Source organism: Burkholderia contaminans (assembly GCF_029633825.1).
In the GTDB taxonomy this organism is placed as follows: Bacteria; Pseudomonadota; Gammaproteobacteria; order Burkholderiales; family Burkholderiaceae; genus Burkholderia; species Burkholderia contaminans.
On sequence record NZ_CP090642.1, the window covers coordinates 71154 to 85976 of the forward strand.

Here is a 14823-nt window from a genome sequence, read left to right on the forward strand (position 1 = left end):
AGCGGCGTGCCGAAGTACGAGACGGTACGACGGCACGGCTCGCTGCATACAAGGATTACCGCATGTCGATTCTGATTAACAAAGACACCAAGGTCATCACCCAGGGAATCACCGGCAAGACCGGCCAGTTCCACACCCGTGGCTGCCGCGACTACGCCAACGGCACGAACTGCTTCGTCGCCGGCGTGAACCCGAAGAAGGCTGGCGAAGACTTCGAGGGCATTCCCATCTACGCAACCGTCAAGGACGCCAAGGCACGAACCGGCGCGACCGTTTCGGTGATCTACGTGCCTCCCGCAGGCGCTGCCGACGCGATCTGGGAAGCTGTGGAAGCCGAACTGGATCTGGTGGTTTGCATTACCGAGGGCATCCCCGTTCGCGACATGATGATGGTCAAGGACAAGATGCGTAAGGGTGGCAGCAAGACGCTGCTGCTGGGACCGAATTGCCCGGGCCTGATCACGCCGGACGAAATCAAGATCGGCATCATGCCGGGCCACATCCACCGCAAGGGCCGCATCGGCGTGGTGTCGCGCTCGGGCACGCTGACGTACGAAGCCGTGGGCCAGTTGACCGCGCTGGGCTTGGGCCAATCGTCGGCAGTTGGTATCGGCGGCGACCCGATCAACGGCCTGAAGCACATCGACGTCATGAAGATGTTCAACGACGATCCGGAAACGGACGCCGTGGTCATGATCGGTGAAATCGGCGGTCCGGACGAAGCTAACGCGGCTTACTGGATCAGGGACAACATGAAGAAGCCGGTGGTGGGCTTCATCGCTGGCGTGACCGCGCCTCCGGGCAAGCGCATGGGGCACGCCGGCGCGCTGATCTCGGGCGGAGCCGACACGGCACAGGCCAAGCTCGACATCATGGAAGAGTGCGGCATCAAGACCACCAAGAACCCGTCGGAAATGGCGCGTCTGCTCAAGGCGATGCTTTGAGCAGGATCCACCAGCGAGTATAGGTTGGCCGAGGCGTTGGCGCCCGCCACGGTATCGCAGAACCACCAGTTGCGGCACCCGACGACGAACGGCCGGATGGCGTTCTCGCACGGTTCGTTCGAGACGGGCAGGCGCCGTTCTCGACGTAATGGGTCACTTTGGGACTCTGCCCATCAAGTAGCGCACGGCTTTGCCGAACAGGCTTTGTGGCAGCACGGTGTGCCGGTCCGTCCGGGGAATGCGGCTTTGCGTGCCGAGGCTTATTTATGCAACAAAGCCACTAAAATTCAATATCAGATGGTCAATTGCATGACTTCGCATGCCAGCCGATCTGCTGATTTGATACATTTGCGAAACTGGATGTCTTCGCCCAGTTCTCATGAAATCTTGGCCATGTTACCTATTCTCGATTCGCGCTGGTCCCTGTTTGCAAAAGTCGCCGAGCTGGGTAGTCTGACCCTTGCTGCACACGCCTTGAACACGCCATCATCGGTGATCAGTCGGCAAATTTCCCAGCTGGAAATGCAGTGCGGCGGAAAATTGTTCAGACGTACTGGGCGGGGCGTGCTATTAACCGAATTCGGCGAGGTCGTCTACCTGCGCATCCGGCCCCTCATTGCTCAAACTGATCAGTTAGCTGACGATATCCTCACCGCCAGTAGTGTTCCGATCGGCGAAGTGCATATTGGCTTGTTGCCATCAGTGGCTCCCAGGATAGCCACTAAATTGTTCCAAACCGCGCTGGCTCAGTTTCCCAAGGTTCGGCTGCACTTGGCGGAAGGATCCAGTACCCAGCTCGAAGAGTGGTTGAGCACTGGACGGCTTGATATGGCCTTGCTGCTCAGGGAGCGGCCACTGGAAGATATCGACGAGCCATTGCTGGCTAGCATTTCTCTCGACCTGATCGGCCCGGTCGACGACCCGTTGATCGGGGCGGGAGAGGTGGCCTTTGCGGCATTGGACAATCTGCCGCTCATCTTGCCGGCAGAGCCGCACGTGTTACGCCGACGCCTCGGCGAGCTGGCACGAGAACGCGGCATCAGTCTCAAGGTGGTGGTAGAAGCCGACACCGTACAGCTTCAGCGCGAGCTCAGCACGAGTGGTATCGGGTATGCGATCGTCTCCTCTATGGCAGAAATGCGCGCCGGATTAAAACTGGGCGCAGCGCGCATTGTCCAGCCCGAAATGGTCCGGCATGTCGTGCTTGGCACCACGCAGCATCGCCCGAATACCTTGGCGGCTCGCAGCATCGGCGACCTGATCAAATTGTTGTTTGCTGAAATTGCACCTGCGCCGCCGGTAAGTTAAAGCGGTTTGCCCACTTCGTTCAGGCTCTCCGGCTATGGCAAATCTGCTGTTGTGGCCGGCCCAGTTTCCGTCCGGTCTTAGGTGGAATATTCCGGCTCTTCGGGGCGGTCCGAATCGGCCCGATCGGTGCACCGGTGGACGAATTCCGCCGGTGTAATCCACTGCAGCGCAGAATGAGGACGCGCCTCGTTAAAGTACTCGCGTCAGACTTCGATTTTGCGTCTGGCGTCCTCCGGCGACAAGAACCGATGCGCGTTGAGGCATTCCTTCCGGAAACGTCCGTTGAAGGATTCGTTCTTCGCGTTGTCGGTTGGCTTGCCAGGACGCGAGAAGTCAATCTCCACGCCGTTCTCGTACGCCCATTTGTCGAACGTCTTCGAAATGACCTCGCTGCCATTGTCTGCCTTGATATAGCGTGGAAGCGGGCGAGGCTGCGCAAGCACTGGTCAGTGCGGCGACAACATGTTCGCCACGCAATGAGCCGTCGACTTCTATGGCCAGACATTCCCGTGTGTAGTTGTCCACGATCGTGAGTGTACGCAATCGAATTCCGTGTCCGTCAACTCCCGTTTGCTCTTGGGAACAGTCCATATACGTAGAACGTCGCGTCGCTGATCCTCATCTTGCGACAGACCTCCGGGACAAGCGTGCCCAGCTCGGCCTGCTTCAATGCGTATGCAATCCGCTCTTCGGTGAACTTGCTCTTCTTCACGGCATGACCTTCTGGTCTCGATGACACCGTCACGCCGGAATTTTCCACTTCCAAATGGGACAGTTTGGTGGGCCAGGGTCAAGACGGCTACGGTACGCAGCTGTCCAAAATAGTCAAAGCTGCTTTCCTAGCGCGACAGTTGCTCTGGCCAGGGCGTACACCTAGCATTTGTAAAAACATTAGGAGACATATTTGCAGACGAGGTCATTGCACTGTCGAGCCCGACGAGGACGGTGTTGGAACCCGCCGCCTGCACGACACCCGTGACCTCGCGTGCTGCGCCGCCTTCGCATTGCAGCCCCAGCCGCCGCCTGGATGAAAAAGCGCCTCATTTCGCTGCCGCGTTGCGGTGACAGGTGTGGGCCGCCGCCTTTACTTTATTCCCGCTATAACCAATATGTTCAAGTACTTTCCAACCAATTATGTCTGGAACCTCTCGGTCGATCTTGCGATCGAGATGGGCGCGCGTATGGGCGAGATCGAGGAGATGTGCGCCCCCTTGCAAGAAGCTGCGAGGGCGCCCGATGCCGTCGGTACGGCGGCCTTCCGCGAAACGTGGGTGCACATGGCGGACAAGCTGTGTGCGTTGGCCGAGGAGGATGAGTCGCGTGGCCGGCTGATATCCTCGGGCCAGAAGTTACTTCGTGCGTCCAGCTACCTGCTCACCGCAGAGCGCCTGCAGGCGCATGACGCTCCGGGGCGAATGGCTATCTACCGACGTCAGTTGGCGCTCTTCCAACAGGGCGCGCGGCTCGTCGGCGACCCGGTTCAGCGTGTGGAAATTCCTTATGAGGGAAAGCACCTCTCCGCTTTGTACCTCCCTGCAGAGGGCATGAAGCCTGGTGAACGCGCCCCCCTGCTGGTTCAGGTCAACGGGCTCGACTCAACCAAGGAGATGTGCCACCTGGTCGGGCTGCCAGCTTGGTTGGCAAAGAGAGGCGTTTCTTCGCTGGTGATCGACCAACCCGGCAGCGGTGAGGCACTGCGGCTGGATGGACTGCACGCCCGATATGACACCGAGCACTGGGCGAGCCGGGTCGTCGACTGGCTGGAGACGCGCGCTGACGTCGACCCCGCGCGCATCGGCTGCCTCGGCGTATCACTCGGTGGTTACTATTGTCCCCGCGCGGTCGCGATGGAGCCGCGCTTTGCCTGTGGCGTTGTATGGGGAGCGAATCACGACTGGCGGGATGTGCAGAAGCAGAGACTCCAGAAGGAGGGCGACTTCCCGGTGCCGCACTATTGGGGGCATGTCAGCTGGGTCTGGGGTGCCAAGGACATCGACGACTTCATGCGCATCGCCGAGGACGTACACCTGGACGGTATCCTCGAACGAGTCCGTGTGCCGTTTCTCGTAACCCACGGCGAGAAGGACTCGCAGATTCCGTTGAAGTGGGCGTACCGCACCTACGAGCAATTGGTTAATAGTCCGAAGCGTGAGCTAAAGATATTCACGGAACACGAAGGCGGGGTTCAGCACGCCAGTTTCGACAACACCATCAACCCGGGTCATTACATCGCTGACTGGGTCGCCGAGACCCTGGGCGGACGCACCTCCCACTCACTTTAAGCATAGGCTCATTATGAAAATCGTTGGTCTAGACGAACTTGTTTTCGGTGTGGAGGACGTGGCCGCGTGTTCGCGTTATTTGATCGACTACGGACTGAAGGATGTCGGCGCGGGCCGCTACGAAGCGCTCGACGGCACTGCTATTGTGCTGCGCCACAAGGATGACCCGTCGTTACCCCCAGGCATGGGGACAGCCAGCATGCTGCGGGAAACCGTCCATGGGGTGGCCGACAGTGCCACACTCGATGCCATCGAGGCAGAACTCCGCTCCGACCGCGAGGTGACCCGTCACGGCGGCGTGCTGCGCTGCGTGGACGATGTCGGCTTCCCGATTGCTTTCCAGGTCACTGTGCGCCGCCAACTCGCGCTCCCCTCGGAGACGGTCAATGCACCGGGTGCCGTGATGCAGCGCGGCATCAATGCGCTGGGTGTTCGTGTCGACGCGCTTATTACACCGCGCACCCTGTCGCACGTCGTGTACTTCGTGCCGGATGTCCCCAAGGCCGAAGCGTTCTATACCCGTCTGGGCTTCCGGGTCACTGATCGCCTCCTGGGGGCGGGCCCGTTTATGCAGCCGGCAGGAACCCATGACCACCACACCTTGTTTCTGATCCAGACGCCGCCGCACATGCAAGGTATCGAGCACTTCACCTTCCACCTTGGGGGGCCGACGGAAGTAATGCTCGCGGGAACGCGCTTTGTCGAGAAGGGTTACCAGAGCTTTTGGGGGCCTGGGCGACATCAGATGGGCAGCAACTGGTTCTGGTACTTCAATTCGCCGCTTGGCTGTCATGTGGAATACGACGCCGACATGGACCTGCACGATCCGTCGTGGCAACCGCGTGCGATGCCGGCGGGCGCCGATAGTTCCCAGGCGTTCCTGCTGCAGTACCGAGAAAAGTGGGCGCCGGGCGGCCCGCCGCCGGCGGCCGGCGGACACTAAAGGCGCCGAGATGCTGCAGTGTCCCTGCGACGAACTGGAACCCCGTTCGAGATCGACACAGGACGGCGCGTGGCGACGCGCTGCCTTGGCCAACCGCTGACGCCCGTAGCGTTAGTGGTGAGCCACGGCGCCAGGGTGCGCTTGCCGATACGGATTTCCGGAAGCTCGAGGTGAGCTTCATGCATGACCCCGCCGAACGCAGGGACAAATACTTGCTTGCCGCCCCCAAATAAGTATGAACAACGGGCACCACGGTGCCGTTGCTGCCTGGTTGCCAGGCTATGCGCACCCAACAAAACGAAACGATTGACAATCACAAGGAGACGTCATGATTACTCTGTACGGAGACCCCATTTCGCGCGCGCATCGCGTCGTGTGGATGCTCAAGGAATTGGGCCTCTCCTATGAACACGTGCCGACAAATTTTCTCGACGGCAGCACGCACGCGCCGGATTTCCTGCGCATCAATCCGAATGGCCGGGTGCCCGCGCTTGTGGACGGAGAGCTGACGCTGTTCGAATCTCTCGCCATTAACCTCTATCTCGCCAAACGCTATGGAGGACCGTTGGCGCCGGTGGATGCAGGCGAGGATGCGTTGGCTATGCAGTGGACGCTTTGGACGACAACCGAGATCGAGAAACCGCTTTTGCTGTCGACCGCAAATCTCATTCTCTTCGCACCGGAAGAACGCCGGCCCGAGGAAGTCGACGTCATGCTGCAAAAGCTTGCGAGACCGTTCGCCGTCTTGGACGCTCATTTGCGCTCCCAAGACTATTTGTTCGGCAACCGCTTCACCGTTGCCGATCTCAACGTGTCGGCGGTGCTGATGCTCGCGCCCCTATCCGGTATGGATCTCACTGCGTGGCCGGCCATGAACGACTGGGCCTTCCGCTGCCTTGAACGGCCAGCCGCCGCCGAGTGGAAGTCCATTAAATTTTCTGTTCCGCGCCCCGAAGGGCACTTGGGAATGCTGAAGGTCTTCGTTTGATGGTAAGGGGGCCGTCCCCATGAGAATTTGCCAGCGGCATCGGGGACGGCATCCATCAGTGCCTTGCGCAACCAGGCGTGCCAGATCATGGCCGAAGTGACGCGGCCAACACATCAGTTCCGTCAACACCGGCATATCAAACGGCACCTCAACTAAGACCGTTTTTTCAACTATCAGAGGAGTATTCGTGAAACTGGCATCACTCAAAAACGGCAAGGACGGTCGACTGGTCGTTGTCTCGCGCGACCTGGAACGGGCCGTTGCGGTTCCGGCGATTGCGGCGACCATGCTCGATGCGGTCGAGCGATGGTCCGAATGTGAACCGAAATTGTTGGAGATCTACGAGAATCTGAATGCCGGAGCGGTAGCGGACGCATTTGCCTTCGATAGCCGCCAGGCCGCGGCGCCGTTGCCGCGTGCTCCGCAGTGGTGCGACGGTTCGGCATTCTTGAATCATGGCCGGCTGATGGAAAAAGCCTTCGGACTGCCGCCCGTCCCTGACGTAGAAACCATCCCGTTGATGTATCAAGGAGCATCCGACGATTTTCTGGGCGCGCATGACGACGTGCCGCTTCCCGACGAGGCCGATGGAATCGATTTCGAGGCCGAATTCGGTGTCGTTGTCAACGCCGTACCCATGGCATGTTCCGTTGAGGCGGCGCGCGCGCACATCATTCTCCTGGTCCAGATCAATGACGTCAGTCTGCGCAGCATGGGGCCGCGTGAAATGAAAACGGGGTTCGGCTTCCTGCAGGCTAAGCCGTCCTCGGCATTCGCGCCCGTCGCCGTGACGCCTGACGAACTCGGCGACGCGTGGCACCAATCGCGAGTTCAGCTCGATTTGCAGATTTCGTGGAATGGGGCATGGTTCGGCAACCCAAACGGCAGGGAGATGAACTTCGGATTTGATCAGTTGATTGCGCACGCTGCCAGGACGCGGCGTCTGTCGGCCGGCACCGTAATCGGCAGTGGCACCGTGTCGAACGCGGAGCGTAGCCGGGGTTCGGGCTGTATCGCCGAGCGGCGCGCCATCGAGGTCATTGATCAAGGCGCGCCGTCAACGCCCTTCATGAAGTATGGGGATTGGGTCCGAATGGAAGCATTGCTCGAGGGGAAGCCCCTCTTCGGCGTGATCGACCAATGCATTGTGTCTGCGAATCTTACCCAAGGATAATGCAGCGAACAGATTTGCGGCGGATCACGCTACGGCAAGAGGGACTCTGTTTCCGCTGGCTGCAGCCAGCTGGGAAAGCTGCACAACCTTGAATTTCTGCCTCCCCTCGAATACATCAGCTGCTGCAATCCGCGTAAGATTCGCGGCCCATCCGCTGGCTGGATGCTGGCCGTAGTAATTCACTGGGATGACAGGGGTGCCTGAAGTGTTGTCCGGACAATGGCATTCCCGTGATTCGACGGACTCTTCCGCTAGGCGCATTGCAGAGCAGGCCGGCCAACTCCAGGCGCGAATGGACTCGATCGAGGAAGATATTCGCCGTGAAAAATGGGGAAGCGGTTATCGACGAGTTCACTGAGCCCCCCCGAAATAGAAAAGCTGCTTTCCTGCATCGACGATTGCTCGTGTCTGGAGGCACGCTTAAGATTTCTACACCAATACAGGAGACATATCGTGGGTAACCCGGTTGAAGAGGCAGCCGAACGCGTCCCGCCGACGCGCGTTATCACCGACGCGGACGTCGCGCAACTAGCAGATTGGAAGTCAGCGTTCGACGCGTCGCCGAATGCTTACCGCCCCCAGGTATCCGCAGCGATGGTGCCGCCGCGCTCCGTGGTGCGCGGCGACGGCACATGGCTGCGTGGATCGACCGCAGTGTCGCCAAATGGACGGTGACGCAGAATCCGGACAGCGCATACATCGTCGGTCGCCCCATCCTTGCTGAGCGAACGCATTCCATGCGCAATCGCTGCTGGGATGGACTGGTATCGGCATACAGTTGACAAGCCGGGACCGGCGCGTTGAGCACCAGTGTCAAGGCTGTTTAATACCTGCATTTAAAGAACAACATCCGCCGCGCATCCGCGCCGCTTACAAGGAGACAAGATGACAACACTATTGAAAGACGACGTGGTATTGATCACCGGCGGTGGTTCGGGCCTGGGCGCCGGTGTCGCCCGGCATTGCCTGGCTGAAGGCGCGAAGCTGGCGATCATGGACATTTCCGGAGCCAAGCTGGACAGCCTGCGTACTGAACTCGGCGACGAGCCCTTGCTGTTCCAGGGCGATGCTACCAAGCTGGCCGATTTGCAGGCGTGTCGCGAAGCGATCCTTGGCCGGTTCGGCCGTCTCAATGCCTTCATCGGCGCGCAGGGGATTTGGGACGGCAACGTACCGCTGCGCGACATTCCGATCGAGAAATTAGATGAAGCCTTTGACGAGGTGTTCCACATCAACGTCAAGAGCTACATTCTGAGCGCCCGCGTATTCCTCGACCTGCTGGAAAAAGAGCAGGGTGCCATTGTGCTGACCGGGTCGTCTGGCGCCTCCTATTGCGCCGACGGCGGCGGTGTGCTGTACACCACCACCAAGCACGCGACACTCGGCATCGTGCGACAACTGGCATTCGAGTTCGCGCCGACCGTGCGGGTGAACGGTGTGGCGCCGTCGATAATTATGGGTAGCCAGTTGCGTGGACCGCAGGCTTTCGGGATGGAAAAGCACAGCCAAGCGGACATTCCGCGTGAAATGTTCCAACAGGGTGTTGATCGGATCTGGCCTCTGACATGGCTGCCCGAGGCGAAGGACTACGGTCCCCTGTACGCGCTATTGGCATCGCGGCATTCGCGTGTCATGACCGGCACCATCGTGGCCGCGGATCAAGGACTGATGAACCGCAATGTTCTGACCCCCGTGAAACAAGGAGCAAGCAAATGAGCTCCACATCCACCATTCGCATGAGCATGGGGTCGGCGGGCGTGAGCAAACTGCTCGAGCGCGTCGCTGAAGGTCTCCCCGAAGGCCTGCTGCCCATCGAAGTCTTCAACGATGAAGCCGTCTTCCAGGCGGAGATGGAGCGTATTTTCGCGAAATCCTGGGTCTTCGTCGCTCATGAATCGGAAATTCGGAACAAGGGTGACTACGTATTGCGCCGTATCGGCCTGGACCCTGTCATCGTGTCGCGTGACGACACTGGCCAGATCCGCGTGATGTCCAATTATTGTCGCCACCGGGGCGCTCAGGTGTGCCAGTCCGATCACGGCAATACGACGCACTTCCGCTGCCCCTATCATGGCTGGACTTTCAAGAACGACGGCGACTGGGCTGGGGCTCCGCATTCCAGCGAGGCCTACGGCGGGCGCCTGAACGGGCGCGAATGGGGTCTGCTGCGCGCGCCGCGCGTCGATACCTATCAAGGCTTCATTTTTGCCAGCCTCAGCGAGGAGGGGCCGACGCTGAAAGAATTCCTGGGTGGCGCCGCATGGGTGTTGGATACGATTTGCGGCCTTCACCCGGGCGGTCTGCGGGTGATGGGCGTGCCGGAGCGTACGCAGGTTCGAGCGGATTGGAAATCCGGCGCGGAGAATTTTGCGGGCGATGCCTATCACATCGACACCCTGCATTTCGGCAATGAGCAGGTCAAGTACGTCGAAGGGCTGCGGCAGAACAATGACTTCGCCAACTCGCTAGTGCTCGACGGTGGCCATTCCTTCCTTTGCCACTCGTTTGTCGAAATGTTCGGGCCGTTCGGCGAATTCTCGGGCTATCCGCCACATGTCAAGGAGCGTTTCGACCTGTCGAAACTTGATGAGACTCAACGCGACCTCGCACGGGAGCGCGCGGCGTCGATCGGCAATATTTTCCCGAACCTCGGTTTCATCCGCTTCCCTGCAGCGTCGGAGGCAGGCAAGCCACCAGCGGTGTTCACCTCCTTCCGGCAGTGGCAGCCATTGGGTCCAGGCGTGATGGAAATGTGGAGTTGGCAGTTCACCTGGGACTTCATGAGCGATGAAGAGTCGGTGCCTAGCTACACCGTGGGCCAGTACAACTTCAGCTCCGCCGGCATCTTCGAGCAGGACGATACCGTTGCCTGGGAAGGCGCACGCAGCGTTGCGCAAAGTGTCTGGAACCGTAACGTGCAGACCCGCCTCCACTACCAGCAGGGCCTGGGGGGCAAGGTCGAGCGTCCGGCCGACCCGACATGGCGCGGTCCTGGTGTACTGCGCAGGAAAGCGTACGGCGAGTTCGGGCAAATGAACTTTTATGCCCAGTGGCTCGAAATGATGCAAAAGCAGAAATAAGGAAAGTGTGATGTCAACTTCCACGAATTCCTTCATAAAAAATTTCGCCACTGAAGCGGTGGTCCATACGGTGTCCCAGTTCCTCGGATACGAGGCAATGCTGCTGGACGAGCGTCGATTCTGGGACTGGTTTGCGCTGCTCGACGACGAGATCGTCTACCAGATTCCGCTGCGCTCGGTCCGCGAGTTCGGCAAAGACGAATTCCCGGCGAACGCGTGGCGGCAGCGCGATGACAAGGCCATGATGGAAACGCGGATCAAGCGCCTGTTCACCGGGTCGGCCTGGGCTGAGGACCCGCCCTCGCGCACCGTGCGGATGGTAGGCAGCCTGTTGGTCGAAGCAAGCGACGACCCGAACATCGTCGCAGTCAATAGTGCCGTGACGCTCTATCGGCACCGCGCCCAGGATGAGCGGAGCGATCTGATCGCCGCGCGCCGGCGTGATCGTATTCGCTTGACCGAGAACGGACCGCGTTTGCTTGCGCGTACCGTGATTTTGGCCGACACGGTCCTTACCACCCCCAATCTCGGCGTTATCTTGTAAGAGGAAGCATCATGAGCAATATGGACAACGGGCTTGAAATCCATGTGGATCCGGAGAAGTGTCTTGCGTACGGTAACTGCGTCAGCATTGCGCCGGACGTTTTCGACCTGCCCTCCGGGGCGAAGGCGGTGATCCTGCTCAAACGTGAAGTGGCGGCGCACGAGCTTGAAGAGATGCAGGAAGCGGTGCGCAGCTGCCCGGTTCGGGCGCTGACGATCCGCGCGCTCGAGTCGGAGGCGTAATGCGCAGCGTGCTGATCGTTGGGGCCTCGGTAGCCGGCGTGAGCGCCGCCGATGCACTGCGCGAAGCCGGTTTCGATGGATCGATCGCCTTGGTCGGCGCCGAACCTCATACCCCCTATGACCGTCCGCCGCTGTCGAAGCAGGCACTTGATATCGAGGACTCGCGCGAGGGGCTGTATCCGCTGAGAGGAGCGGCCCACTACGGCGAACAGCAGGTCGAACTCCTGCTCGGCAAGACAGCAAGCGCCCTGGACGTTCAACGCCGCACCGTCTCCTTTTCCGATGGCGAAGTGCGCCCGTTCGATAGCCTGGTCATTGCAACAGGGTGCCGCGCCAATACCATCTCCACCACGAGCGGCGATCCGCTGCCCGTGCTGCGCACGCTGGACGATGCACGCTGGCTCGCCAAGGCGGCCGCTGTCAATTCACGCGCCGTGCTGATCGGTGCGGGCTTCATCGGTCTTGAGGTGGCGGCTGGACTGCGTCGGCGAGGACTCGATGTCACTGTCCTGGAATCTGCACCGACGCCATTTCAGCATAGCCTTGGGCCGGAACTGGCCGACTGGCTGTGTGGTTATCATGCTGCCCAAGGTGTGCGCATCATTTCCGGGATACAGGTCGCCGCAGTGGAGGGCGCTCCGGGAACATACAAGGTGGTGCTGGCCGACGGCCGCGTACTCGAAGCGGGTATCGTTTTGGCTGGCATTGGCGTGCGCCCCAACACCGAGTGGCTGCAGGGCTCCGGTGTGCCGTGCAGCGATGTTGGTGTTCTGTGTGATGCCAGCGGTAGTACGGGGATGGCAGGCATCTTTGCTGCCGGCGACGTGGCGGCAACGCATCACGCTCCATCGGGACGCGTGATGCGCATCGAGCACTGGACCCATGCGGTGGAGCAGGGCCGTGCCGCAGCCCGCCATCTGCTCCTGGGCGAGCAGGCGAGGTTGACCCCGTATTTCTGGACCGACCAGCATAGCTGCAAGTTGCAAGGCTACGGGCGCCGTCAATCGGGCGACAGCACGCGCGTTGTCGAAGGTGACTTGGCCAGCGGCGAGTTCCTTGCCTTGTTCGGCGCAAACGAGCACTTCCATGGTGTCATCGCCAGCGGCCGTCCGCGCTCACTGCGCGGCTATCGCAAGCTGCTCGAACAAAATTCCAGCTGGTCCCAGGCACTTGCCATGGCCGAGGCCAACGCCACACGTTGACCTTCGTATCTCACGCGCACGAGCCGACGCGGGGGAGGTGCTCATTCTCGATGGGCACGGAATCACGGTCCGATGTGCATCGGCCGCGCGGCAGATAGTTGCTGGCGGCAGCGAACATGGCGCATATCGGGACGGTCGCCCGCCAGAGGCAAGGCGCTATCGCTGCCTGTCGCACTCAGCCCAGCACTGGATAACGCGCCAAACCCGAACTGGATTGCACCCATCAGAGCGGATGCGGTTCCTGCCGCATCCAGCTGATGTTCTACTGCCTGTATCGATATCAATGGAAACATCAATCCCATACATGCACTGTTGCCGTGGCGACGTTACGCCGATGCATCAGATGCATCAGATGCATATTCGCGGATGCGTTGCGCGAGTCCGCCGATAAGTATTTCATTGGTCATCAAGCCCGCGCAAATGCCTGCGGCGGCACGAACAGCCGAACGCGCGAGCTTCACAGCGTGCCGGTTCACCGCGACGTAGGCCGAAAGCAGGCAAAGACGGCGGCGGCGCGGATCGGGATTGGACGGCCCGTCGCGCACGGCCATCTAGTCGAGCGATATCTGGTTTCTAACCCATGCGGTTTTTCGCGGGTGGGCACCTGTGTATATTTTGCTCAGGCGAAGCTTCCTGCAGAAGCCTTGCAAGACAATACGCGGCTCGCAGCGTACCCGGCTATGCTGCCGGTTCAGAAAAAGCAGATGGGGACACAATGGTTCTGGAGAAACACTTTCCTTCGCAGCGGTACGCGTGGTCGCTCGTTTTTGTGCTGTTTTGCGCCAGCGTCGTCTCGTATCTCGATCGCTACATTCTTTCGCTATTCGTCGGCCCTATTCGTGGCGAACTGGGGCTGTCCGATACTCAGGTGAGCCTGCTACAAGGGGCTGCTTTCGCGCTGTTCTATGCGGTGATGGGGCTGCCGTTCGGGCGCCTCGTCGATCGTTACACGCGCAAGAACCTCATCGTCGCCGGCATTCTCGTGTGGAGCGCTATGACGATGCTGTGCGGCGTCAGCACGAGCTTCTGGCAATTGTTCTTCGCCCGGATGGGCGTCGGAGTCGGTGAAGCGTGTCTCGGGCCGGCCGCTTTCTCGATGATCGCGGACAGCTTCCCGCAAGCACGGCGCGGCCGCGCGCTCGCCACCTACAACATGTCGAATTACGTGGGCGTCGGTGCGTCGTTACTGTTCGGCGGACTCATCATCTCGCTGCTGTCGCACGCGAATAACTCCGGCTTCCTGCATATGCCGGGCGTGCAGAGCTGGCGCATTGCGTTCATCGCTTCAGCATTGCCTGGTGTGCTTCTAGCCTTCGTAGTACTGACGTTGAAGGAGCCCGCGCGGACCGAGCTGGTGTGCACAAACAGCGGATCATCGTCGAACGCGTTCAGCCTGTGGTCCTATCTGCGCGCGCGCAAACCGGCGTTCGCCAGCGTCTACACGGTCTATGCGCTGACCGCGATGGTCGGCTACATCATCGTCGCGTGGGCGCCGTCGTTCTATATGCGGCACTTCCATATGCGTCCCGCCGACGTCGGCCTATCGATGGGCGTGCTCTCGATCGTCGCGGGTGTGGGTGGATGCCTGTTCAGCGGTTATCTGAGCGACCGCTGGGTGGCTGCTGGCGCGCACGGTGGGCGTTTTCGCATTCCGTTGCTGTGGTGGCCGATTGCGCTCGTATCGATCGTCGGCATCACGCACAGTCCGAACGCGACGGCGAGCCTGATCTGTCTTGGCGTGCTGGCGTTCGGCAGTGCGCTGGGTCTGTCGAGTGCGCCGGCGGTGATTCAGGACGTCGTGCCCAACCAATTGCGTGGACAGGCGGCCGCACTTCACTTCATCTTCGCCGGGCTGATCGGCCTGTCGCTCGGACCGACCGCTGTCGCGATAGTGACGGACTACGTGTTGCACGACGCGAGCCAGGTGGGCGTCTCGCTGCAAATCGTGATCGTGCCGTTGTCGCTGGTCGGCTTTGCCGCCTGCTGGCTAGGCCAATCGCGTTACCACACGGTACGCGCCGAATTGGTGGCGATGCTGGAAAACAAGGCGGCCGACACGTTACCGAAGCCCGGGCACGTGAGCGATGCATGCAACCCGGGGCAGCAGGCCCGCTGA

The 14823-nt window shown here is 60.5% G+C and carries 14 protein-coding genes and 2 pseudogenes; 12 read left to right on the forward strand and 4 right to left on the reverse strand.

The features are described from left to right. Window positions 1-62: 62 nt before the first annotated feature. Entirely contained in the window at window positions 63-944 is an 882-nt protein-coding gene (gene sucD, locus LXE91_RS32550) for a succinate--CoA ligase subunit alpha (RefSeq protein WP_039353553.1), read from the forward strand. On the opposite strand, the pseudogene LXE91_RS32555 reads toward sucD, so the two are convergent. After that, window positions 938-1166 (reverse strand): annotated as a pseudogene (locus LXE91_RS32555) (IS66 family transposase); the annotation flags it as partial. The gene sucD and the pseudogene LXE91_RS32555 sit on opposite strands and share 7 nt — an antisense overlap. A gap of 171 nt (window positions 1167-1337) precedes the next feature. Between LXE91_RS32555 and LXE91_RS32560 the strand changes: the two are divergent. Then, window positions 1338-2252: a LysR family transcriptional regulator gene (locus tag LXE91_RS32560; RefSeq protein ID WP_039353557.1), complete on the forward strand. Its 915-nt coding sequence runs from the start codon at window positions 1338-1340 to the stop codon at window positions 2250-2252. A gap of 77 nt (window positions 2253-2329) precedes the next feature. Here LXE91_RS32560 and LXE91_RS32565 read toward each other — a convergent pair. Together LXE91_RS32565 and LXE91_RS32570 are read right to left on the reverse strand one after the other, a co-directional pair. Further along, window positions 2330-2804 (reverse strand): annotated as a pseudogene (locus LXE91_RS32565) (integrase core domain-containing protein); the annotation flags it as partial. Window positions 2805-2811: 7 nt separating this feature from the next. Beyond that, on the reverse strand, window positions 2812-2964 hold the full coding sequence (locus LXE91_RS32570) for a transposase (RefSeq protein WP_039353563.1): 153 nt from the start codon (window positions 2962-2964) through the stop codon (window positions 2812-2814). Window positions 2965-3361: 397 nt separating this feature from the next. Between LXE91_RS32570 and LXE91_RS32575 the strand changes: the two genes are divergently transcribed. The 9 genes from LXE91_RS32575 to LXE91_RS32620 all read left to right on the forward strand — a co-directional run bounded on the left by LXE91_RS32575 (window position 3362) and on the right by LXE91_RS32620 (window position 12707). Beyond that, the gene (locus LXE91_RS32575; RefSeq protein WP_039353657.1) at window positions 3362-4534 is read left to right on the forward strand and encodes an alpha/beta hydrolase family protein; all 1173 of its coding nucleotides are present in this window, start codon (window positions 3362-3364) and stop codon (window positions 4532-4534) included. A gap of 13 nt (window positions 4535-4547) precedes the next feature. After that, window positions 4548-5477 (forward strand): VOC family protein, encoded by a 930-nt coding sequence (locus LXE91_RS32580; protein ID WP_039353567.1) that lies wholly within the window; start codon window positions 4548-4550, stop codon window positions 5475-5477. 328 nt (window positions 5478-5805) lie between these two features. Further along, on the forward strand, window positions 5806-6465 hold the full coding sequence (locus tag LXE91_RS32585; RefSeq protein WP_039353571.1) for a glutathione S-transferase family protein: 660 nt from the start codon (window positions 5806-5808) through the stop codon (window positions 6463-6465). 187 nt (window positions 6466-6652) lie between these two features. Further along, the gene (locus LXE91_RS32590) at window positions 6653-7639 is read left to right on the forward strand and encodes a fumarylacetoacetate hydrolase family protein (protein WP_039353574.1); all 987 of its coding nucleotides are present in this window, start codon (window positions 6653-6655) and stop codon (window positions 7637-7639) included. A gap of 885 nt (window positions 7640-8524) precedes the next feature. Continuing rightward, window positions 8525-9355 carry an SDR family oxidoreductase gene (locus LXE91_RS32600; protein ID WP_039353576.1) on the forward strand — a complete coding sequence of 277 codons (831 nt, stop codon included), beginning with the start codon at window positions 8525-8527 and terminating at the stop codon, window positions 9353-9355. After that, window positions 9352-10719 (forward strand): aromatic ring-hydroxylating oxygenase subunit alpha, encoded by a 1368-nt coding sequence (locus LXE91_RS32605; RefSeq protein ID WP_039353579.1) that lies wholly within the window; start codon window positions 9352-9354, stop codon window positions 10717-10719. The genes LXE91_RS32600 and LXE91_RS32605 overlap by 4 nt, the downstream gene beginning before the upstream one ends. 10 nt (window positions 10720-10729) lie before the next feature. Then, entirely contained in the window at window positions 10730-11263 is a 534-nt protein-coding gene (locus tag LXE91_RS32610; RefSeq protein WP_082139451.1) for an aromatic-ring-hydroxylating dioxygenase subunit beta, read from the forward strand. 11 nt (window positions 11264-11274) lie between these two features. Further along, window positions 11275-11505, forward strand: coding sequence for a ferredoxin (locus tag LXE91_RS32615; RefSeq protein ID WP_198113775.1), 231 nt, complete (start codon window positions 11275-11277; stop codon window positions 11503-11505). Further along, the gene (locus LXE91_RS32620; protein WP_039353587.1) at window positions 11505-12707 is read left to right on the forward strand and encodes an NAD(P)/FAD-dependent oxidoreductase; all 1203 of its coding nucleotides are present in this window, start codon (window positions 11505-11507) and stop codon (window positions 12705-12707) included. The genes LXE91_RS32615 and LXE91_RS32620 overlap by 1 nt, the downstream gene beginning before the upstream one ends. Window positions 12708-13033: 326 nt before the next feature. On the opposite strand, the gene LXE91_RS32625 is transcribed toward LXE91_RS32620, so the two are convergent. Next, window positions 13034-13258, reverse strand: a complete 225-nt coding sequence (locus tag LXE91_RS32625) for a hypothetical protein (RefSeq protein WP_046196576.1) — start codon at window positions 13256-13258, stop codon at window positions 13034-13036. Between the two features lie 164 nt (window positions 13259-13422). Between LXE91_RS32625 and LXE91_RS32630 the strand changes: the two genes are divergently transcribed. Further along, window positions 13423-14823: a spinster family MFS transporter gene (locus LXE91_RS32630; RefSeq protein ID WP_082139452.1), complete on the forward strand. Its 1401-nt coding sequence runs from the start codon at window positions 13423-13425 to the stop codon at window positions 14821-14823.